At 33.8% G+C, this 22,838-nt stretch carries 23 protein-coding genes; 21 read left to right on the plus strand and 2 right to left on the minus strand.

The window, feature by feature from the left end:
• Positions 1-7: 7 nt before the first annotated feature.
• The 12 genes from modB to LQ673_RS08475 all read left to right on the plus strand — a co-directional run bounded on the left by modB (position 8) and on the right by LQ673_RS08475 (position 13,119).
• Positions 8-676 carry a molybdate ABC transporter permease subunit gene (gene modB, locus LQ673_RS08420; protein ID WP_191836500.1) on the plus strand — a complete coding sequence of 223 codons (669 nt, stop codon included), beginning with the start codon at positions 8-10 and terminating at the stop codon, positions 674-676.
• Positions 677-682: 6 nt separating this feature from the next.
• Entirely contained in the window at positions 683-1,282 is a 600-nt protein-coding gene (locus LQ673_RS08425; RefSeq protein WP_037589046.1) for an ATP-binding cassette domain-containing protein, read from the plus strand.
• A 201-nt stretch (positions 1,283-1,483) separates the two neighbouring features.
• Positions 1,484-5,155 (plus strand): nitrate reductase subunit alpha, encoded by a 3,672-nt coding sequence (locus LQ673_RS08430; RefSeq protein WP_191836499.1) that lies wholly within the window; start codon positions 1,484-1,486, stop codon positions 5,153-5,155.
• Positions 5,145-6,701 (plus strand): nitrate reductase subunit beta, encoded by a 1,557-nt coding sequence (gene narH / locus LQ673_RS08435; protein ID WP_025906825.1) that lies wholly within the window; start codon positions 5,145-5,147, stop codon positions 6,699-6,701. The genes LQ673_RS08430 and narH overlap by 11 nt, the downstream gene beginning before the upstream one ends.
• Positions 6,694-7,269: a nitrate reductase molybdenum cofactor assembly chaperone gene (narJ, locus tag LQ673_RS08440; protein ID WP_191836498.1), complete on the plus strand. Its 576-nt coding sequence runs from the start codon at positions 6,694-6,696 to the stop codon at positions 7,267-7,269. Before narH ends, narJ begins: the two co-directional genes overlap by 8 nt.
• Entirely contained in the window at positions 7,262-7,942 is a 681-nt protein-coding gene (gene narI, locus LQ673_RS08445; protein ID WP_191836497.1) for a respiratory nitrate reductase subunit gamma, read from the plus strand. The genes narJ and narI overlap by 8 nt, the downstream gene beginning before the upstream one ends.
• Positions 7,943-7,972: 30 nt before the next feature.
• On the plus strand, positions 7,973-8,416 hold the full coding sequence (nreA, locus tag LQ673_RS08450; RefSeq protein ID WP_126477756.1) for a nitrate respiration regulation accessory nitrate sensor NreA: 444 nt from the start codon (positions 7,973-7,975) through the stop codon (positions 8,414-8,416).
• The gene (locus LQ673_RS08455; protein WP_025906821.1) at positions 8,413-9,447 is read left to right on the plus strand and encodes a sensor histidine kinase; all 1,035 of its coding nucleotides are present in this window, start codon (positions 8,413-8,415) and stop codon (positions 9,445-9,447) included. The genes nreA and LQ673_RS08455 overlap by 4 nt, the downstream gene beginning before the upstream one ends.
• 16 nt (positions 9,448-9,463) lie before the next feature.
• A complete protein-coding gene (gene nreC / locus LQ673_RS08460) occupies positions 9,464-10,117 on the plus strand; it encodes a nitrate respiration regulation response regulator NreC (protein ID WP_025906820.1) in 654 nt (217 codons plus the stop codon).
• A 205-nt stretch (positions 10,118-10,322) separates the two neighbouring features.
• Positions 10,323-11,483, plus strand: coding sequence for a nitrate/nitrite transporter (locus LQ673_RS08465; RefSeq protein WP_191836496.1), 1,161 nt, complete (start codon positions 10,323-10,325; stop codon positions 11,481-11,483).
• A gap of 122 nt (positions 11,484-11,605) precedes the next feature.
• Positions 11,606-12,607, plus strand: a complete 1,002-nt coding sequence (locus LQ673_RS08470; protein WP_025906818.1) for a ThiF family adenylyltransferase — start codon at positions 11,606-11,608, stop codon at positions 12,605-12,607.
• An 11-nt stretch (positions 12,608-12,618) separates the two neighbouring features.
• On the plus strand, positions 12,619-13,119 hold the full coding sequence (locus LQ673_RS08475; RefSeq protein ID WP_269669477.1) for a MogA/MoaB family molybdenum cofactor biosynthesis protein: 501 nt from the start codon (positions 12,619-12,621) through the stop codon (positions 13,117-13,119).
• On the opposite strand, the gene moaC is transcribed toward LQ673_RS08475, so the two are convergent.
• The gene (gene moaC, locus LQ673_RS08480) at positions 13,120-13,599 is read right to left on the minus strand and encodes a cyclic pyranopterin monophosphate synthase MoaC (RefSeq protein WP_191836494.1); all 480 of its coding nucleotides are present in this window, start codon (positions 13,597-13,599) and stop codon (positions 13,120-13,122) included.
• A 67-nt stretch (positions 13,600-13,666) separates the two neighbouring features.
• On the opposite strand from moaC, the gene LQ673_RS08485 reads away from it, so the two are divergent.
• Genes LQ673_RS08485 through moaA form a run of 6 tightly spaced genes read left to right on the plus strand, consistent with a single transcriptional unit; the run spans position 13,667 to position 17,721 of the window.
• A complete protein-coding gene (locus LQ673_RS08485; RefSeq protein WP_191836493.1) occupies positions 13,667-14,926 on the plus strand; it encodes a molybdopterin molybdotransferase MoeA in 1,260 nt (419 codons plus the stop codon).
• Positions 14,923-15,381, plus strand: a complete 459-nt coding sequence (gene mobB, locus LQ673_RS08490) for a molybdopterin-guanine dinucleotide biosynthesis protein B (protein WP_126477758.1) — start codon at positions 14,923-14,925, stop codon at positions 15,379-15,381. The genes LQ673_RS08485 and mobB overlap by 4 nt, the downstream gene beginning before the upstream one ends.
• A gap of 8 nt (positions 15,382-15,389) precedes the next feature.
• Positions 15,390-15,839, plus strand: a complete 450-nt coding sequence (locus LQ673_RS08495; protein ID WP_126477759.1) for a molybdenum cofactor biosynthesis protein MoaE — start codon at positions 15,390-15,392, stop codon at positions 15,837-15,839.
• The gene (gene moaD / locus LQ673_RS08500; protein ID WP_048541098.1) at positions 15,839-16,072 is read left to right on the plus strand and encodes a molybdopterin converting factor subunit 1; all 234 of its coding nucleotides are present in this window, start codon (positions 15,839-15,841) and stop codon (positions 16,070-16,072) included. Before LQ673_RS08495 ends, moaD begins: the two co-directional genes overlap by 1 nt.
• A 7-nt stretch (positions 16,073-16,079) precedes the next feature.
• Positions 16,080-16,670, plus strand: a complete 591-nt coding sequence (gene mobA, locus LQ673_RS08505; RefSeq protein ID WP_048541095.1) for a molybdenum cofactor guanylyltransferase MobA — start codon at positions 16,080-16,082, stop codon at positions 16,668-16,670.
• 28 nt (positions 16,671-16,698) lie between these two features.
• Positions 16,699-17,721: a GTP 3',8-cyclase MoaA gene (gene moaA / locus LQ673_RS08510; RefSeq protein ID WP_191836492.1), complete on the plus strand. Its 1,023-nt coding sequence runs from the start codon at positions 16,699-16,701 to the stop codon at positions 17,719-17,721.
• Between the two features lie 300 nt (positions 17,722-18,021).
• On the opposite strand, the gene LQ673_RS08515 is transcribed toward moaA, so the two are convergent.
• On the minus strand, positions 18,022-19,062 hold the full coding sequence (locus LQ673_RS08515) for an SDR family oxidoreductase (RefSeq protein WP_191836491.1): 1,041 nt from the start codon (positions 19,060-19,062) through the stop codon (positions 18,022-18,024).
• Between the two features lie 149 nt (positions 19,063-19,211).
• Here LQ673_RS08515 and LQ673_RS08520 point away from each other — a divergent pair, with 149 nt between their 5' ends.
• The 3 genes from LQ673_RS08520 (at position 19,212) to LQ673_RS08530 (ending at position 22,817) form a co-directional block, all read left to right on the plus strand.
• The gene (locus tag LQ673_RS08520) at positions 19,212-20,414 is read left to right on the plus strand and encodes a putative multidrug effflux MFS transporter TcaB (protein WP_049320023.1); all 1,203 of its coding nucleotides are present in this window, start codon (positions 19,212-19,214) and stop codon (positions 20,412-20,414) included.
• An 18-nt stretch (positions 20,415-20,432) separates the two neighbouring features.
• Positions 20,433-21,188, plus strand: a complete 756-nt coding sequence (locus LQ673_RS08525; RefSeq protein WP_185805839.1) for a VOC family protein — start codon at positions 20,433-20,435, stop codon at positions 21,186-21,188.
• A 378-nt stretch (positions 21,189-21,566) separates the two neighbouring features.
• Complete coding sequence (locus LQ673_RS08530) at positions 21,567-22,817, plus strand: lipid II:glycine glycyltransferase FemX (protein WP_048541317.1); 1,251 nt, start codon at positions 21,567-21,569, stop codon at positions 22,815-22,817.
• The last annotated feature ends 21 nt before the right edge of the window (positions 22,818-22,838 follow it).

Below are 22,838 nucleotides of genomic sequence, written 5' to 3' on the forward strand. Positions count from 1 at the left end.
TAAAGCTATGCCAGACTTAACACCACTATGGATATCAATTAAAGTAACAATTATCAGTACTATCATTGTGTGTATCCTAGGTATTATTCTGGCAAAGTTGATGCTCAATTATAAAGGTAAATTAAAGCCTGTAGTTGAAAGCATTATTATGCTTCCAATCGTATTACCACCGACAGTTATGGGTTTTATACTCCTTATTATCTTCGGTAAGAATAAATTTTTCGGTCAATTTTTATCTGATGTATTGCATATCAATGTGATTTTTACGTGGGTAGGTGCAGTGATAGCAGCGATTATTGTTAGTTTACCGCTTATGTATCAACATGTAATGAATGGATTTCAATCTATTAATCCAAAGATGCTTAACTCAGCAAGAACGATGGGTGCTAGTGAAGGGAAAATTTTTAGAACGATTATTTTACCGTTATCTAAACGTTCCATTTTCTCTGGTGTTGTGATGAGTTTTGCTAGAGGGTTAGGAGAATTTGGTGCAACGCTTATGATTGCTGGCTATATTCCTGGTTTAACGAACACATTGCCATTAGAAATTTATTTCTTAGTGCAAGCTGGTGAGGAACACAAAGCATGGTTATGGGTTATTGTACTGATCGCATTTGCAGTTTGTGTGATTAGCTCACTTAATATATTAAATCAAAAGAATCATAAATGGGAGTAGATATGGATGATTGATATATCAATTAAAAAGTTAATTAAAGACAGAACGATATCATTAAATATCCAAGCTGACACTCCGAAAATTTATGCGATAGTTGGGCGATCAGGTATAGGTAAATCCACATTATTAAACATTATTGCAGGTCTTACAGAAGCGGAAACTTGCAGAATAGAAATTAATCAAAAAGTGCTCAGTGATCAAAAGCATGTGATTAAAGTGCAAGATAGAAATATTGGTTATTTGTTTCAAGATTATCAACTTTTTCCACATAAGACAGTTCATGAAAATATTCATTACATGATTGAGCCTAATAAAGAGACAGAGCAATTGATTAAACATTTACGTATAGAAAATTGTTTAAATCAATATCCATCTACGTTATCTGGTGGAGAGTCACAAAGAGTTGCATTATGTAGAGTATTAAGTGTCAAACCTAACTTATTACTTTTAGATGAACCATTTTCAAGTTTAGATGATGAAACAAAAGATGAAGGTATGGCGTTAGTAAAGTCCATTTTCAAGACTTGGCAAATACCGATTATACTTGTGTCTCATTCTAAAAAAGAAGTTCAAATTTTAGCAGATGAAGTTATCGAAATTAGTTAACAGTTCATTGTAAGGTGAAAAATAAATAATATGTTCGAAGCCTCAAACAAAGTTAAACACTTTGTTTGAGGCTTTTTTGCGCAAATAAAAGAATGTAGGGAATTCGTCATGTTGTATAGGTAATCCCCTAATACATAAACATTGTGAAAAAAATTACAATTGATATAGATAATTAAGGGCAAATAATAGGAGGTTCTAACTATGTCTAAGTTAGGTTTGAAATTCTTTAAGCCAACCGAAAAATTTAATGGGAATTGGTCTATATTAGAAGAAAAAAGTAGAGAATGGGAGAAAATGTACAGAGAAAGATGGAGTCACGATAAAGTTGTCAGAACGACTCATGGTGTGAACTGTACAGGTTCTTGTTCATGGAAAGTATTCGTGAAAAATGGTGTGATTACATGGGAAAATCAACAAATTGATTATCCTTCTTGTGGACCTGATATGCCTGAGTTTGAACCTAGAGGATGTCCGCGTGGTGCTTCATTTTCATGGTATGAATATAGTCCATTACGTGTGAAATTCCCTTATGTTAGAGGTAAGTTATGGAAACTTTGGAAAGCTGCATTAAGTGAATATGAAGATCCTGTTGTCGCTTGGGCATCCATTGTTGAAGATGAGCAGAAAGCTGAAATTTATAAAAGTGCGCGCGGTAAAGGTGGACATGTTCGCGTCAATTGGAGAGATGTTACACAACTCATCGCAGCACAAATTATATATACTGTGAAAAAATATGGTCCAGATAGAATTGCTGGATTTACACCTATACCGGCTATGTCCATGATTAGCTATGCTTCAGGTGCGCGTTTTATATCGTTATTAGGTGGGGAAATGCTTAGTTTTTATGATTGGTATGCTGACTTACCACCCGCTTCACCACAAATCTGGGGTGAACAAACGGATGTTCCTGAATCAAGTGATTGGTATAACGCCGGTTATATTATTATGTGGGGATCAAATGTACCTTTAACACGTACACCAGATGCGCATTTTATGACAGAAGTTAGATACAAAGGTACTAAAGTCGTATCTGTCGCACCAGACTATGCTGAAAATGTAAAATTTGCTGATAACTGGTTAGCACCAAATCCTGGTACAGATGCAGCATTAGCACAAGCTATGACGCATGTCATTCTTCAAGAATATTATGAAGATAAACAAGAAGAGATGTTTATCAACTATGCTAAACAATACACGGATATGCCTTTTATTATACAACTTGATAAACATGGAGAAGGCTATAAAGCAGGTCGTTTCTTAAGATCTAGTGATTTAGGTATGGAAACAGAACATGCAGAATGGAAACCAGTTGTTTACGATCAAAATAGTGAACAATTTGTCATACCTAATGGAACGATGGGACAAAGATATGAAGAAGGCGTTAAATGGAACTTAAATTTAGTAGGTGAAGATGGTAAAGAAATAGATCCAGCTTTATCTTTTAAAGACCATGAATCAAAAGTGATGACAATTCAATTTCCGTATTTTGATAATGATGGTAATGGTATTTTTGAAAGACCTATTATCGTTAAAGAAATCGAAAATAAAGACGGAGAAACAATTTATATCGCGACAATATACGACTTAATGACAAGTCAATATGGTGTTAGAAGATTAAATCATCCACTAGAAGCAACTAGTTATGAAGATGAAAATTCTATGTATTCGCCTAAATGGCAAGAAAAAGTAACAGGTGTTAAATCTTCAATAGTGACGCAAGTGGCAAGAGAATTAGCGCAAAATGCAGTTGATACAAATGGTCGCTCAATGATTATTATGGGGGCAGGTATCAATCACTGGTTTAACTCTGATACGATCTATCGCTCTATATTAAACCTTGTTATATTATGCGGATGCCAAGGTGTAAATGGTGGCGGATGGGCGCATTACGTTGGTCAAGAAAAATGTCGTCCAATAGAAGGTTGGTCAACAATTGCTTTTGCGAAGGATTGGCAAGGACCACCTAGACTTCAAAATGCTACAAGTTGGTTCTATTTTGCAACGGATCAATGGAAATATGAAGAGTCTGGTGTTGATAAATTACAGTCACCATTATCAAATGAATTGAAACATCAACATCCAGCTGATTATAACGTATTAGCTGCTCGATTAGGATGGCTACCATCTTATCCGCAATTTGATTGTAATAGCTTATTGTTTGGAGAAGAAGCGAAAGATGCAGGAGATGACTCAAATGAAGCGATTCTTAAAAGGGCAGTTGAATCTGTAAAATCTAAAAAGACTAAATTTGCTATAGAAGATCCAGATGCAAAGAAAAATCATCCAAAAACATTGTTCGTATGGCGTTCAAATTTAATCTCTAGTTCTGCAAAAGGACAAGAGTACTTTATGAAACATTTATTAGGTACTAAATCAGGTCTATTAGCAAATCCTAATGAAACAGATAAACCAGAAGAAATTGTTTGGCGAGAAGAAACAACCGGCAAATTAGATTTATTAGTTGCGCTAGATTTTAGAATGACAGCAACACCATTGTATGCAGATGTCGTATTACCAGCAGCAACATGGTATGAAAAACATGATATATCTTCTACTGATATGCATCCATTCATACATCCGTTTAACCCTGCAGTTGACCCATTATGGGAATCAAAATCAGACTGGGATATTTATAAAACGTTAGCAAAATCTGTTTCTGATTTAGCGAAGACACATATGAAAGGCACATTTAAAGATGTTGTAACAACGCCTTTAGCACATGATTCTAAACAAGAAATTTCAACACCTTACGGAATTGTTAAAGATTGGTCTAAAGGTGAAATTGATGCAATACCTGGTAAAACGATGCCTGGTTTCGCAGTTGTAGAAAGGGATTATACAGCTATATACGACAAATATGTATCAGTTGGACCATTATTAGAAAAAGGTAAAGTCGGTGCTCATGGGGTAAGTTTCTCAGTTAAAGAGCAATACGATGAATTAAAGATTATGTTAGATACGTGGGAAGATGACACTGTTAAAAATGGTCTCCCTAGAATGGATACAGCACGTAAAGTAGCAGATGTCATATTGAATGTTTCGTCAGCTTCAAATGGTAAAGTCTCACAAAAATCTTACGATGATTTAGAAGAACAAACAGGTATGACATTGAAAGATATTTCTAGTGAACGTGCATCAGAAAAAATAACGTTCCAAAATATAACAGCACAACCGAGAGAAGTTATACCGACAGCAGTATTCCCTGGTTCAAATAAATTAGGCAGAAGATATTCGCCATTTACGACAAATATCGAACGTCTTGTACCTTTTAGAACGTTAACAGGTAGACAAAGTTATTATATTGATCATGAAGTATTCTTACAGTTTGGTGAGAACTTACCTATCTATAAACCAACATTGCCGCCAATGGTATTTGGTACGAAAGATAAAAACATAAAAGGGGGCGTTGATACATTAGTCTTACGATATTTAACGCCGCATGGTAAGTGGAATATTCATTCAACATATCAAGATAATTTGCATATGTTGACGTTATTTAGAGGTGGTCCAACTGTTTGGATTGCGAAAGAAGACGCAATGGCGAATGACATTAAAGATAATGATTGGTTAGAAGTATATAACAGAAATGGTGTTGTTACAGCAAGAGCGGTTGTATCGCATAGAATGCCTAGAGGTACGATGTTTATGTATCATGCACAGGATAAACATATTGAGACACCTGGATCAGAAATTACAGATACTCGTGGTGGTTCACATAATGCACCTACACGTATTCACTTGAAGCCTACGCAATTAGTAGGCGGTTATGCACAAATAAGTTATGGCTTTAATTACTATGGGCCAATTGGGAACCAAAGAGATGTATATGTTGCCATCAGAAAAATGAAGGAGGTAGATTGGCTTGAAGATTAAAGCGCAAGTAGCTATGGTTATGAATTTAGATAAATGTATAGGATGCCATACATGTAGTGTCACATGTAAAAGTACATGGACAAATAGACCAGGCGCTGAATATATATGGTTTAATAATGTCGAAACGAAACCTGGTATCGGTTATCCGAAACGTTGGGAAGACCAAGAAACTTATAAAGGTGGTTGGGTACTCAACAAAAAAGGAAAATTAGAATTAAAATCAGGTAGTAAACTATCTAAAATTGCATTAGGTAAGATTTTCTATAATCCTGATATGCCAGAAATGAAAGATTATTATGAACCTTGGACATATAATTATAAACATTTAACAACAGCTAAAGAAGGAAACCATTCTCCAGTAGCAAAAGCTGAATCTGTTATTTCAGGTAGAAAATTAGATATCAAATGGGGACCAAACTGGGAAGATGATTTAGCGGGTGCTCATGTAACTGGACCCACTGATCCAAACATTCAAAAAATCGAAGAAGAAATTAAATTTAACTTCGACCAAACATTTATGATGTATTTACCAAGATTGTGTGAACATTGCTTAAACCCAAGCTGTGTTGCATCATGTCCATCTGGTGCAATGTATAAAAGGGATGAAGATGGTATTGTACTTGTCGACCAAGATGCATGTCGTGGTTGGAGATATTGTATGACAGGTTGTCCTTATAAGAAAGTATATTTCAACTGGAAAACAAACAAAGCAGAAAAATGTACATTCTGTTTTCCTAGAGTTGAAGCAGGTTTACCTACAGTATGTTCTGAAACATGTACAGGTCGTATGAGATATTTAGGTGTATTACTTTATGATGCAGACAAAGTTCAAGAAGCAGCTTCTGCAGAAAATGAAAAAGACTTATATCAAAAACAACTTGATCTATTTTTAGATCCATTTGATGAAGACATTATTCAACAAGCTGAAAAAGATGGTATTTCACATGATTGGATTGAAGCGGCACAAAATTCACCAGTATATAAATTGGCAATAGAATATAAATTAGCATTTCCTTTACACCCTGAATATCGAACATTGCCAATGGTATGGTATTGTCCACCATTAAGTCCGATTATGAATTACTTTGAAGGTAAAGATTCTATTAGAAATCCAGATATGATTTTCCCAGCAATAGAAGAAATGAGATTACCTGTTCAATATTTAGCAAATATGCTAACAGCAGGTGATACGAAGACAGTTAAAGAAGCATTGCAAAAAATGGCGATGATGCGTAGTTATATGAGAGCTAAATCAAGTGGTAAAGACTTTGATATTTCAAGACTTGAACGCGTAGGACTTACGGAAAGACAAACGAAATCGATGTATAGATTACTCGCGATTGCTAAACATGAAGATCGTTTTGTTGTACCGACATCCCATAAAGAAGGTTACATGGATACTTACAGAGCACAAGGTAGCCAAGGATATGGTGGCGAAATGTTTGGCTCAAATTGTGATGGTTGTGGTGTTCAAGGATTATCAGAGCAAAAATCCGGACAAGAAATATATAATGAGAACTTCTATGGAGGGATTTTCCGTGATTAATTTAGATGCATTATATCAACTTAAAGAAAGCTTTGGGTTTTTTAGTAACCAGTTAACTTATCCAGAAAAGCTCGATTTTCATCCTAAAGCATTTGATAAAGCTTTTGATACCAATCATCCGGCTTATCGTGACATTAAGCAATATTGGGAAAATATGCATGATATATCTTTAGATGATATTCAAGAAGTATATACAAGAACGTTTGATTTTGAAAAAAAGACGACGTTATATATGACGTACAATAAACTAACGGAACAAAAAGAACGTGGTCAAATGCTAGCAAGATTAAAAGTACTTTATGAAATGTTCGGGCTAGAAATGCCTCAAAATGAACTGTCAGATTTTTTACCACTTATGCTTGAATTCTTATATGTTGCAGAGTGGAGAGGTGACGATCGTGCACAAGAAAGTTTAACGCTAGTTGTGATGGTCATTGAAGATGGGACATATGGATTGCTTCAAGCTTTAGGTAAACAAAACAGTCCGTATTTTCATCTGATTAAAGCAATTAGAGAAACGTTAAAATCATGTGTAGTAGAGCAAGAGAAGGTGATCAACGGTGATTAATCAATTTATATGGGTTATCTATCCTTATTTATGTATCGCTATTTTTATTATTGGTCATTTATTCAGATTTAAATATGATCAATTTTCATGGACAGCAAAGTCTAGTGAGTTTATTGAGAAGAAACAATTGATGTGGGGAAGTATTTTATTTCACTTAGGTATTATTCCAGTTATATTTGGACATATAGTTGGTTTAGGCATACCTGCAGAATGGTTAAGTAGTGTCGGCGTTAATAATCATTTATATCATATCGGTGCAGTTTATATTGGAAGTATTTTCGGTATTGTGACATTAATCGGTATGGTTCTGTTAACAGCTAGAAGAATTACGAAACAAAATGTAAGAAGGCTAAGTTCAGCTTCGGACATTATAGTAAATATATTATTGTTAGTGATCGTATTGATGGGGTGTATTTCAACGTTATGGACGAACGCGACAACACCAGACTTTGATTATAGACAAACAATTTCTGTTTGGTTTAGAGGTTTATTAATCTTTAAACCGGATGTTGCTTTAATGAATGACGTACCTTTAACATTTAAGACGCATATTATTTTAGGATTTTTAATTACAAGTTTATGGCCATTTACGAGATTGGTACATGTTTGGAGTGTGCCACTTAATTACTTCAGTAGAAGTTACATTATTTACAGAAAACATAAAACGAATTAAACTATAAGTAAAAAAGTCGAGGTGTTTAAAATGTCTAATGATTTTAATTTTCAGGAACATTTGGATCTTATTCGTAGTACTTATGGTGTTGATTTTGTCGGATTAGCTATGACTTCTGAAGACGCTGCTCACTTTCATATTAAGTGGCAATATGTATCTGGAAATTTAAATCATAGATATCAAAACATTGTTTTAAGAAGCGGAAGAGGGATAGCAGGGATTGTGATTAAAAGTGGTAAACCTATTGAAATTCGTGATTTGAAAGAAAGTCCTTATCATGATCAACCCTTTAACTATCCGATTGTTCAAAGTGAACAATTAACATCATTACTTGCAATTCCATTATGGAAAAAGTATCGAGTATGTGGTGTGCTCTTGCTTGGACAACGTGATGAAAAACAATTTCCTGAAATAGATATAAATGATTTTAATCGCTTTGGACCATTTTATGGAAAGGATATGATGAATGCATGAGTTCAGAAGATGCTTCAATATTAATGGATATATTAAAACAATACTATGAAAAAACGAGTGAAATGATTGTGTTTTTAAATAGTAAAGGACAGGTAATTAATATGAATGAAGCTGCCCGAAGAGTAATCTCTGAAGACAATCAATCATCATTGACACATGCCATTTGTAGTAGATGTGAAGGTTATTCAAATGAATATGCCTTACAATCATGTAGAGACTGCTTTTTAGAGTCTTCAAAAATTGGCAACACTAGTTTTCAAGTGTTTATGCAGACAAATAGTGGGACTGTTGAACCTTTTACAGCGACTTATCAAACGATTAGTCAAGAAGACGATGTTAAAGTGTATACATTACAAAATGTATCGCCACAAATTGAAAGACAACAGAAATTACATCAACAAACGATGATCCAAAAAACAATATCCGCACAAGAAAACGAGCGTAAAAGAATTTCTAGAGAGTTACACGATGGTGTTGTTCAAGAATTGCTTAATGTCAGTGTTGAACTTAGATTATTGAAATATCAGAATGATATTGACGAATTGAAGCAGCAGTCTCAACATATTGAAACGTTAATGTCTCGATTAATCGATGATATTAGAAACTTATCTTTAGAACTAAGACCTTCATCATTAGATGACCTTGGATTAGACGCAGCATTTAAGTCATATTTTAAACAGCTTGAGAAAAATTTCGGTTTCCATGTTCACTATCATTATGATTCGTCTATTAAACGTTTTAATACGGAGATTGAAACGGTCGTATATAGAATTGTACAAGAAGCGGTGTTTAATGCATTGAAGTATGCTAATGTGGATAGTGTTGATGTTCATATGTCTTGTGATGGCAATGAAATAGAAGTTGAAATTGCTGACCAAGGGAATGGATTTGTATTAGGTAGTCAGCCAAAAGGTTCAGGACTTGGTATATATGGTATGAAAGAACGTGCTGAAATTGTTGGCGGTAAAATCAATATCGAAAGTAAACTTAAAAAAGGTACAAATATTAAATTGAATGTACCAATAGCATAAATGGTGGGTGGTATATATGAAAATCGTAATAGCAGATGATCATGCAGTGGTGAGAACAGGCTTTTCAATGATTTTGAATTATCAAGAAGACATGGAAGTTGTTGCGACAGCTGCAGATGGTATAGAAGCATATCAAATGGTTGCAAAACATTCACCAGATGTATTGATCATGGATTTAAGTATGCCACCTGGTGAATCAGGATTAATCGCAACTGGTAAAATAGCAGAAGACTTTAAGCAAACTAAAATATTAATATTAACGATGTTTGATGATGAAGAATATTTATTTCATGTATTAAGAAGTGGTGCTAAAGGATATATTTTAAAAAATGCACCAGATGAAGAGTTAATACATGCTGTAAGAACGATATATAGAGGCGATATGTATATTGATTCTAAAGTTACAAGTTCACTCGTAAATGAACTCTTTAATCATCAAGATAACAATGAGCAAAGTACTTCTGATCCATTTAAAATATTGTCTCAAAGAGAACTAGAAATCTTACCTTTAATCGCAAAGGGCTATGGTAATAAAGAAATTGCGGAGAAATTATTTGTTTCTGTCAAAACGATTGAAGCACATAAAGCGCGAATTATGGATAAACTCGGTTTAAAATCGCGTCCAGAATTAGTTGAATATGCTATGAAGAAAAAATTATTAGATTTCTAAAATGAAACTGACCTGATAAATTGCGGCTTAAAAACCTTAGTTTATCAGGTCTTTTTATGTTTTTTATTGGATTAATTTTTATAAATGAATATAGGGATTTTCCATGTTTCAATAAGGGGATATCCTTATGTGCACTTTTTCACAAATAACCTACAATAATATTGGAAAGATTATACATAAAGATTAATTTCGAAGGGTGAAAAACATGAGAAACAACTTAGGAAAAGTTCAACTACCACTTCAAACCTTTAGTTTAATGGCAGGATTTATGGTTTGGAGTATACTGGCACCTTTAATGCCTTATATTACACAAGATATAAGTGTAGAAGAAGGTCAGAAAGCTATTATTTTAGCAATACCCGTTATTTTAGGATCGATTTTAAGAATACCAATTGGCTACTATACGAACTTATTAGGTTCTAGACTTGTATTTTTAGTGAGTTTTATTATTTTATTATTTCCAGTATTTTATTTAAGCCAAGCACATTCAACTACAGGATTGATGATTGCAGGATTCTTTATAGGTCTCGGTGGTGCAATCTTTTCAGTAGGTGTTACTTCTATTCCTAAATATTTTCCAAAAGAAAAGCATGGTTTTGCGAATGGTATTTATGGAATGGGTAATTTAGGGACAGCTGTATCATCATTTTTAGCGCCTCCAATAGCAGGCATTATCGGATGGCAACATACTGTACAACTTTATTTAATCGTATTACTTATCTTCGCAGTATTAATGTTTATCTTTGGAGATAAAGAAGAACCTAAAGTAAAAATTCCAATGATTTCACAAACGAAGCAAGTCATCAATAACTATAAACTTTACTATTTTAGTTTCTGGTATTTTATTACGTTTGGTGCATTTGTTGCATTTGGTTTATTCTTGCCGAACTTTTTAGTGAGTCATTTTGAAATTGATAAAGTAGATGCTGGTATTAGAACAGGTATCTTTATTGCAATCGCAACATTACTTAGACCAATTGGTGGTATGTTAGGAGATAAATTTAATGCTTTAAACGTATTGAAAATATTCTTTATCGGCTTAATAGCGGGCGCAATCGTCCTTTCAATATCACATCATCTCATCTTGTTTACAATTGGATGTTTGACGGTAAGTGTTTGTGCAGGTATTGGTAATGGACTTGTATTTAAACTTGTGCCGACATACTTCACAAAAGAAGCAGGTGTTGTAAACGGAATCGTATCTATGATGGGTGGTCTCGGCGGATTCTTCCCACCATTAATGATAACGTTAGTAACGAGTTTGACTGGTTCAAATCATTTAGCATTCTTTATGCTTGCTATATTTGGTGTGCTTGCACTCATTACAATGATGCATATGACTAAAATAGAAAGAAAGCATGTTTAGTTGTTTGTCTTAAAAAATTAAAAAGGCTGAGGCAATGTTTTGCCTCAGCCTTACAATTAATTGAGGATAAAAGCGTTTAACTCTATAATAGAGTTAAAGAGATTCGTGAAAGGTTGATATAAATGAACGAACGTTATTCTCGTCAAATTTTATTCGATAAAATTGGAGAACAAGGTCAAGAAAGAATTGAACAAGCGAGTGTCACTATTGTAGGCATGGGTGCACTTGGTACACATGTTGCTGAACAGTTGACTAGGTCGGGTATAAAGAGACTCAATATTATTGATCGAGATTATGTTGAATCGTCAAACTTACAAAGACAAACATTATTTATAGAGAATGATATTAAAGAAATGCTACCTAAAGTTGTAGCAGCAGAAAGACATTTAAAGAAAATTCGTGAAGACATTACAATAAAATCTTATATTGCGCAATGTGATGCAAAGTTATTACATGAAGTTGCGCGTTACTCAAACATTATTATTGATGCGACAGATAATTTTAATACAAGACAAATTATTAATGATTTTGCGTACAAGATGAATATTCCGTGGATATATGGCGCATGCTTAGAATCTACATATGTTCAAGCGACTTTTGTGCCTAAAGAAACACCTTGCTTCAACTGTGTATTACCACAATTGCCAGTGATTAATAGAACTTGTGATACAGTAGGCGTGATAAATCCGGCAGTAACAATGGCAGCAAGTTTACAAGTTGCAGATGCACTTAAAATATTGGCTGGTTATTCATTTACACCTAAAATTACGTACGGTGACGTTTGGTTCGGTGAACATCAATCATTTGGATTTGAACAAATGAAACGAGACGATTGTGAGACTTGTGGAGCAGAACCAACTTATTCCAAATTATCAAATTCAGACAAACAACTAACTGAATTATGTGGCCGTCATACTGTTCAATATATAAACGAGAAACTTAATCGACCAGCTATTGAAAAGTTTGTTGCTCAAAATGGATTATTGCATCGTTCTAATGCGTATATGATTCAGTATTTATACGATGACCATCGTGTCGTAGCATTTAATAATGGTAGGTTATTAATTCATGATTTGGATTCTGTAGAAGAAGGCAGACAGTTTGTTGAGAATATGTTTGGATAGGAGTTAAATCGATGAGTGTAGTTAATAGAATAGATCGTCTTATAAATGTGGCAGTTTTAACCGTAAGTGATACGAGAACGAAAGAAACAGATAAAGGTGGACAACTTGTTCAACAATATTTGAAAGATCTCAATGTTGAAATTAAAGAAGGGCATTATCAAATTGTTAAAGATGATGTCACCGAAATTCAAACGCAAGTGAATGAGTGGTTAAGTAAAGATGTTGACGCCATTATTACAACTGGCGGTACAGGTATTAGTCAAAGAGATGTGACAATTGAGGCGATTAAACCTTTACTAGATAAAGAAATAGAAGGATTCGGTGAGATATTTAGATATTTAAGTTATACAGAAGATGTAGGTACTAGAGCGATACTTTCTAGAGCAATTGCAGGTACAGTCGGGCATCAAGTTATTATTTCAATACCGGGTTCTACAGGTGCAGTTAAATTAGCAATGGAAAAGCTCATAACTAAAGAATTGAATCATTTAGTACATGAGCTTAATAAATAACTATTGGCGTTTGAAGTCGCCATTTTTGCCACCAGTCTTATAAGATAAATATGTTTCACCTATAACCATGCCTTTATCAACGGCTTTACACATATCATATATTGTTAAAGCTGTAACACTTGCAGCAGTTAAAGCTTCCATTTCTACACCCGTTTGACCTTTCGTCTTAACGGTTGCTGAAATATTTATTGTGCATGGTTCATCTTTATCCCATTCATAAGAGATATCGATGCCTGTTAATTGAAGTGGGTGACACATAGGTATCAATTGGCTTGTATTCTTAGCAGCCATAATGCCAGCAATTTGTGCTGTACCAAGTACATCGCCTTTTTTATTTGTTGCATTTTTTATTTGATCATAGATTGTTTGATTTACTTTAATACTTGAGTTTGCAATTGCGATACGTGTGCTTGTTTCTTTATCTGAGACATCGACCATTTTTGCATGGCCTTGCTCATTAAAATGTGTAAATTCAGACAAAATCATCATCCTTTCTAAAGATATTATAACATGTAAGTTTAAATAAATTGATAGGGAGTGTAGACAATTGACAGTTGAAATGAGAACACCTATACCAGTGAAGGAAGCAATTGAACGTGTTATTAAAGTAGTAAAGCAGTTAGAGACAGAAACAGTATCAATAAATGAAAGTTTAAACTATATACTTGCTGAAGATATTAAAGCAACTTACGATATTCCTCGATTTGATAAATCACCTTATGATGGATTTGCAATTAAAAGTGCTGATTCTAAAGGGGCATCAGGAGATAATAGAATATCATTTAAAGTTGTAGATCATATCGGTGCTGGAACAGCTTCAAGCGTGACTTTAAATAGTGGAGAAGCGGTACGTATTATGACTGGCGCACCTATACCAGAAGGTGCAGATGCAGTTGTAATGTTTGAACAAACAGTAGAAACAGAAACAGGATTTACCATTCGTAAACCATTTACGGAAGGCGAAAATGTCGCGTTTCAAGGAGAAGAATGTAAAGAAAATGAATACGTCTTACTTAAAGGTCAACGTATTAACAGTGGTGTTATTGCAGTGTTGGCAACATTTGGCTACGAAACTGTTAAAGTATCCAAAAAGCCAACCGTTGCCGTCATCGCAACAGGTAGCGAGTTAGTAGGACCAAATGATCCATTAGAAACAGGTAAGATTAGAAATTCAAATGGTCCAATGATTGAATCGTTATGTAAAGAAGTTGATATCGAAGCTACTACATATAACATTCAAGAAGATAACTTACAAGGGTGCATTGATATTGTTGAAAAAGCAATGTCTGAACATGATATCGTGATTACAACAGGTGGGGTATCAGTTGGAGACTTTGACTATTTACCGAAAGTGTATGATGCAATTGGTGCAACAGTACTGTTTAATAAAGTGCAAATGAGACCGGGTAGCGTAACAACGGTTGCTTACAAAGGTGAGAAGATGTTGTTTGGTTTATCAGGCAATCCATCAGCTTGTTACTCAGGATTTCATTTATTTACTAAGCCAACCATTCAAAAAATGATGTCTGCAGATGCTATATACCCGGTCATTATAGATGCGAAGTTGAATGAAGACTTTAAAAAAGCCAACCCATTTACGAGATTTATAAGAGGTAAATTATCATTCACTTCACAAGGTGTTTATGCTGAGCCTTCAGGATTTAATAAATCAAATGCGGTTGTCGCAATTGCTAAAAGTAATGGTATGATTATTTTACCTGGTGGAACAAGAGGCTACCAAAAAGATGATGATGTGAAAGTTCTATTAACGGATCATCAGTCATATGAAAGTAAATTAACACTATGAAGATATTACAAATAGTTGGTTATAAAAATAGTGGTAAAACAACATTAATAAATGAATTAATTAAAGAATGTCGCAGTCAGCAATTAACAGTATCTACAATTAAACATCATGGGCATGGTGCAGACGAAATTTCTTTAAATCATAAAGAAGTAGACAGTTTAACGTTTATTAATAGCGGTGCTAAAGAAAGTATCGTGTTGGGTAAACAATTAATAGAGAGAGTAACGTATGAAGAGAAGTCGTTGCAGCAAATAATAGATGAAGATTTGTCTGTTGAGCCTGATGTGCTATTAATTGAAGGATTTAAGCATGATCATTTTCCAAAAGTACTTTTGACGAAGCAGTCTGAAGATTTAGCACAAACATTACAAAATATTGTATATCAGTTTGATGCGTTTAATCTTGAAGAAAAGAAAGACTTTATAGTTTGGTTTGAAAATTGGTTGAAAAAGTAGGTGTAGAAGTGAAACAATTTGAAATCGTCAATGATCCAATAAATCCTGAACAATACAGAAACTGGACACTCAATGAAAAGCAAGGTGCAGTTGTTGTCTTTACAGGCCATGTGAGAGAATGGACAAAAGGCATTAAAACAGAGTACTTAGCTTATGAGGCATACATCCCAATGGCAGAGAAGAAATTAGCTCAAATAGGTGATGAAATTAAAGAAAAATGGCCAGGTACAATAGTTGCAATTGCACATAGAATTGGTGAATTACAAATTTCAGATATAGCTGTTGTTATCAGTGTATCTTCACCGCATAGAAAAGATGCTTATAAAGCGAATGAATATGCGATTGAGAGGATTAAAGAAATCGTACCAATCTGGAAAAAAGAAATATGGGAAGATGGGGAAGAATGGCAAGGCAGTCAAAAACAATACCATTCTTCTATTCAAATGGAGGGTGAATAATGAAAGTATTGTATTTTGCTCATTTAAAAGAAATAATAAACATAAATGAAGAGCAAATAACTCTTAACCAAGACTACTCTGTGTTAAACTTTAAGCAATATTTAGTTGAGAAGCATCCAGAGTTAAAGGATGAAACTTTTCAAGTTGCTGTAAATGAGGAATTTGTGCAAGATTCAAGTGTTATAACAGACCAAGATGTTGTTGCATTGATTCCACCAGTTAGTGGAGGGTAAAGAGAAAATGATAGCAATAGTTCTAGCTGGCGGTAAGTCCAGTAGATTCGGTTCACCAAAAGCGTTAGCGACAATTAATGGAGAAGTTTTTTATGAAAAAATCATTCAAACTTTAAATCAAACGAATTTATTTGAAAAAGTTGTGATTAGTACGAGTGAAGAATTGAAAGATTCATTCAATCACCATGATGTTGTCGTAGATTTATCAAAGTACAAAAATAATGGTCCTTTAGGTGGGATTTATAGCGTGATGCAAAAACATGATTCGGAATGTTATTTTGTGATTGCTTGCGATACACCTAAAATTACCGAAAAAGCGATTAGTCATTTATATCAATTTTTTATTTCGCGTGTAATGGAAGAACAGCTAGACATTGCTGGATACGAAGCAAATGGTAAAAAAATGCCGACGTTAGCATTTTATAGTCATCGTGTTGAAGCGGACATTAAAGAAGCGTTAGACCATGAAGCTTTTAGAATGAAAGAAATATATGAAAAGAAACCTTCACAGTGGTTAGATGTATCAAATGTGAAAGATTCAACTAATTGGTACCAAAATATAAATTACATTGAAGATTTAGAAAAAGCCGAGTCTTAACGATTGTATAGGTAGAGGGGGCGTTACGATGCATCAACCTATCAAAGATAAATTAGGAAGACCAATTAGAGATTTAAGAATATCCGTTACCGACCGATGTAATTTTCGTTGTGATTACTGTATGCCTAAAGAAATTTTTGGGGATGATTACGTCTTCTTACCTAAAGAAGAATTATTGAGTTTTGAAGAAATTACGAGATTATCGAAGTTATACAGCTCACTTGGTGTAAAGAAAATTAGAATTACAGGCGGAGAGCCACTTCTAAGACGAAATCTATATGAGCTTGTAGAAGCCTTGAACAAGATAGAAGGTATCGAAGACATCGGACTAACAACAAATGGTATGTTGTTAAAAAAACATGGATTGAATTTATACAATGCAGGACTACGAAGAGTGAATGTAAGTATAGATGCAATGGATGATGAATTATTTAAATCGATTAATAATCGTCAAATATCCGCTTCTCATATACTCGATCAAATAGATTATGCAGTAAGCATAGGTTTAAAAGTTAAAGTGAATGTCGTAATCCAAAAAGGGGTGAACGACCAAGAAATACTACCACTTGTTGAGCATTTTAAAGAGAAAAACATTATCGTAAGATTTATAGAATTTATGGATGTAGGTAATGATAACGGGTGGAATTTTGATAAAGTCGTCACTAAGAAAGAAATGTTAAATATCATTTCTTCAGCCTATGATGTAGAACCAGTGGACGCCAATTATTTTGGAGAAGTTGCAACATACTATCGCCATAAAGATAACGGCGCACAATTTGGTTTGATCACGAGTGTGTCAGCATCATTTTGTTCATCATGTACACGAGCAAGAATTTCATCTGACGGTAAATTTTATGGCTGTTTATTTGCTGAAAAAAATGGCTATGATATAAAATCAGAGCTAAGAAGCGGCAAGACAGACGAAGAATTATTAAGCACATTAAAGTATTTATGGAATATAAGAGATGACAGATACTCAGATGAACGAACAGCAGCTACAGTAGCAAGACGAAAGAAAAATAAAATTAATATGAACTATATAGGTGGTTAGATTAGAAGTTAGGGACAGAATTCAGAGAAATGTCTCTAAGAGATGTCGTTAGGGACAGAATTCTGAGAAGTGTCCGTAAGAGGTGCTGTTAGGGACAGAATTCTGAGAAATGTCCGTAAGAAGTGTCGTTAGGGACAGAATTCCGAGAAGTGTCCGTAAATGAGCGCCCATCTAATTACCACAATTCAGAATAATGGAAGTTACAGCGTTCTAATTACCACAATTCGGAATAATGGAAGTTAGCACATTCTAATATAACTAAAACAAGCTAGGATATTCTCATTATCCTAGCTTGTTTTACTATTTCATAAAATATTTTCCGATAATCATATCTAACGTTTCATTTGAAAGTACGAGTGTTTGTTCGTTAGCTTTTTTGAGCATTTCTTCCGTATTCTCATCATTAAATTTGATAGATTTAGAGAAGTAAGGTGCGAATACATCTATAAAACTATTCAGCACTCTTTCTTCATCTGTTATTGTGTTTATTTCACTCATTGGTGCAACTTCTAATTGATGGAAGTCTAAGTGTTTCTTAATTGTCTCAAATATAAAGTCATTTGATGGTGGGTTCTGATTGGTTGCGTGATAAATCTTATGATTTTCTGCATAATCACATGCTACTGTGAGTACTTGTACAACATAATCAACGGGTACGAAATTTGACGTATGACTTGCATCTCCAAATAGTCTATATATTGAATGATCTTTCTTTTTTTCTACACGTCTTTTGAAGACTTTTAATGCTTTCATAAAGCCGTACAGCGTAAAGTTTGAATCAGCTTCTCCTGTTACGGAATCACCTATTATGATTGCTGGACGAATAATTGAAGTTTCCATTGTTTTTCTTTGCATCACGATATGTTCAGCTTTAATTTTAGTCGCTTCATAAGGATTATTTGTAGGCGAATCGATTGAATGAAGTACTTCATTACCGAGTTCTTGTTCACCAACCGTATAGGCTGTTGAAACATATAAAAAATGCTTTGTTTGTATTTGTTCTGCTAAGTCCAAAGCATGTTGTGTACCGATATAATTGATTTGATAAAGATCATCTGCAAGTTCGAAATTAAATTTGACGAGTGCAGCTAAATGATAAAATTTATCTATTTGAGGTATCGTTTCAATATCACTTTCAGACACGCCACATAATGTTTCTGTAATGTCTCCATTAATAAAGTGAATTCTTGAATGATACGATGGTTTTAATTTTTTGAGCAATTGATCTTTCTTCTGCTCACTCCTGTATAATACATAAAATTGCTTTTGTGCATCTTTTGCAAGTGATTGTATTAACTCTGCACCTACAAATCCCGTAGCACCTGTTAAAAAAATGTTCATGTTTCCACTCCGATTCTAAGTTTCTGACTATATTTTGAACGATGACTATCTGAAAGTAAAGTATTTTAATAAGTGTTCACATATAACATTGCTATTTGAAAATTGTTAAGCAATAATATTAGGTAATAGATATAAAAGGAGCGTATTTCATGAACGAACAAAAGATGGCTAAGCCTTCATTATTTTTAATCGTCATTCTCGGTTTATTAACCGCATTTGGACCATTTTCAATAGATATGTATTTACCAGCATTACCAGAAATTAGTCGTGATTTTGATACTACAACGTCAAATACACAATTGACGCTCACACTCTTTATGGTTGGTTTAGCAGTTGGACAAGTATTTGTCGGGCCACTATCTGACTTTATAGGACGTAAACGACCACTCATGGTTGCATTGATTGTATATACAGTAGCTTCAATATTATGCGTATTTGCACCTAATATATACGTCATGATGGCATTACGATTTGTACAAGGTTTTACTGGTGGGGCAGGGGCAGTTATTTCCCGGGCAATTTCCAGTGATTTATATAAAGGTAAAGCTTTAACGAAATTCTTAGCGATATTAATGCTTGTTAATGGTGTAGCACCTATTTTAGCACCTGTATTGGGTGGTATTATATTATCATTTTCAACTTGGAAAGTAGTCTTTATTTTATTAACGATATTCGGCTTTATTATGTTTAGTTTATCTTCAGTAAAATTGACAGAATCATTACCTGTAGAAGAACGTTCATCAGGTAGAATCAGTGAAGTGCTAACAGACTTTAAAAATTTACTCAAAAGTCCAAAATTTTTAATGCCTTTATTTATACAAGGTTGTACATACGCGTTGTTATTTAGTTACATATCCGCTTCATCATTCATAACGCAATCTGTCTATCATATTTCACCATTAGCTTTTAGTTGTATGTTTGCTTTTAATGGTCTTGGATTAATATTGTCAGGTCAAATTATTAATAAATTAGTCGACTATTATGATGAACATGTACTTATGCGTTTATTCGGAATGATTCAAATTATAGGTGTGATTATCGTTTCAATCACATTAATGAATGGTTTATCAATTTGGATATTAATGATTGGATTCTTTATACTCGTTAGTCCAGTATCTGCAATTGGTACGACAGGTTTTTCCATTGCGATGGCTAACAATAAAGGTGGCGCAGGAAGTGCTGCGAGTTTATTAGGATTATCTCAATTTCTATTCGGTGGTATCGTTTCGCCATTAGTGGGTATAAAAGGAGAACATGAAGTATATCCATATGTCCTGACGATTATTATCGTTTCAATATTGTTGATTATTTTATTCTTCGTTAATAGTAAAGTGTTTAAAAGAGCAGCTTAAAAGTAGGAGGGTATGAACATGAATTTAAAATTTGATCATATTATTCATTATGTAGATGGTATAGAATCAATTGAATTTCCACATCAATATATACAAGCCATCCAAGGTGGTAAACATACGCAATTAGGAACCTACAATCAATTAAGTTATATAGATTTACATTATATAGAGTGGATTGATGTCTTTGATGCAGATTTAGCACGTTCATATGCTCAAACAGAAGAAGGCAGATTAAGCTTTGCGAATACATTTAAAGATGCGCATGTACAAGAAGGATTTAAAAGAATCTGCCTTAGAACACAAAATATCGATAACGTGAAGACTCATCTAGAGCAATTTGATATAGATATAGTAGGTCCAATTGAAATGTCGAGAACGAAACCGGATGGCACTATGATACAATGGCAATTACTATATTTAGATGATAAGCAAGATTTAAATTTACCATTCATCATTCAGTGGGGAGAAAGTGATGAACAAAGAGCAGCATCTTTAAAAGCTCATTTTCATGATGATTTATCGATCGATGAAGTGACGATTCAAGTGAAGAATCTTCATGAATCGAGTCAAAATTGGCAATCTTGGTATGGTTTGAAAGAGCTTGAGAAAAGCGAAGAATATGTTAAGTTAAGCTTTAAAGAAGATGATGTTGTCATTAAACTTACAGAGGATGTAGAGGAGAAATATACAACATTATCACTCTCATCAACAAATATAAAAAAAGACACGCGCATTTTATTTAAAGGCGCGTGTTACGAATTCAAAGCTAATTAGCATAAACACTGAGATAGACGCTTTGAACAATAATGCCTAAATGTACGAGTGCAATTAAGGCGCTTATAATGGCTATAAATAATATAGATTTGCGTGCGTTCTCAAGAATAAAGACGATGCTTAGTAGCAAGGTGAAGGCAACAGTTATGATACGATAGCTTAAATAATTAATTGTGCTATCAAAATTTAGACTGACCGCAATCAGTATGATATTTATAATAATAAAAAGCGTTAGAACAAGTTGTCTCATATATTTCAATCCTAACTGTATGTTTTATATGACAAGTATAACAAATATTGGTCTTTTGCGTGAAATTATAGTACGTTTCATTGTATAATTAAAAGACGAATTGATAAAAAGGAGATTTATAAATGACGATAAAGAAAATGAATATCACTCATGAGCAACATGATGAATTTGTAAAGCAACATCCAAATGGTGATATGTTGCAACTTACAAAGTGGGCAGAATCCAAAAAGCTTACAGGTTGGTATTCTCGTCGTATAGCAGTGGGCGATGGTGAAAAGATAACAGGTGTAGCACAACTTTTATTTAAGAAAGTGCCAAAGCTACCATATACATTATGTTACATATCTAGAGGTTTTGTTGTTGATTATAAAGACGAAACATCTGTTAAAGTACTTTTTGAATTATCTAAAGAAATCGCACGTAATGAGAAAAGTTATGCCATTAAAATTGACCCAGATATAGAAGTGGATCAATCTGAAGGTGTTCTTGAATATTTAACTTCATTAGGATTTGAACATAAAGGTTTTGAAGATGGATTAAGTAAGAAATATATCCAACCTAGAATGACGATGATCACAAAAATCGATCAACCTGAAGAAGACTTAATGCAAAGCTTTGATAAACGAAACCGCTCACGTGTTAGAAACTCTTTAAAAAGAGGTACTGAATTAGTTATTGGTAACCGTGATGACTTAAAAATCTTTGCAAAAATCATGGAAGAAACAGGCGAGAGAGACAATTTCTTAACAAGAGATGTTTCATACTTTGAGAATATTTATGATCATTTACATCCAGATGGCGACTGTGAATTATTCTTAGTTAAAGTTGTGCCAGATACAGTCTTAAAAGACTTATTTAAAGAACGTGATGCACTACTTGAAGAAAAAGAAAAATTAGCAAATAGAAGACAAACTAAGAAAGTCGTTAATCAGTTAAATGATGCTGATGAAAAATTAGGTAACTTTGAAAAACGAATTCAAGAAATGGAAGAGTTAAAAAGTAAAAAACCAGATGGCGTGTATTTATCTGGTGGTATCTTAATCTTCTCAGGTAAGAAATCGTATTATTTATATGGTGCGTCATCAAATGAATATCGTGAATTTTTACCAAATCACCGCATGATTATTGAAATGATGCGTTTTGCTAAAGAAAAAGGCGCTACTAAGTTCGACTTCGGTGGTACGGATAATAACCCAGACCAAGACCATGAACATTATGGATTATGGGCTTTCAAGAGAGTTTGGGGCACTTATTTAAGTGAGAAAATTGGTGAATTTGATTATGTGTTAAATAAACCACTTTATACTGCAATCGAGAAAGTTAAGCCAGCAGTAGTTACTTATAAAAGAAAAATCGAAAAGAAAATCAAAAGAAACTAGACATAAGATTAAGGCACTAAA

The organism is Mammaliicoccus sp. O-M54 (assembly GCF_022386035.1).
GTDB lineage: Bacteria > Bacillota > Bacilli > Staphylococcales > Staphylococcaceae > Mammaliicoccus > Mammaliicoccus sciuri_A.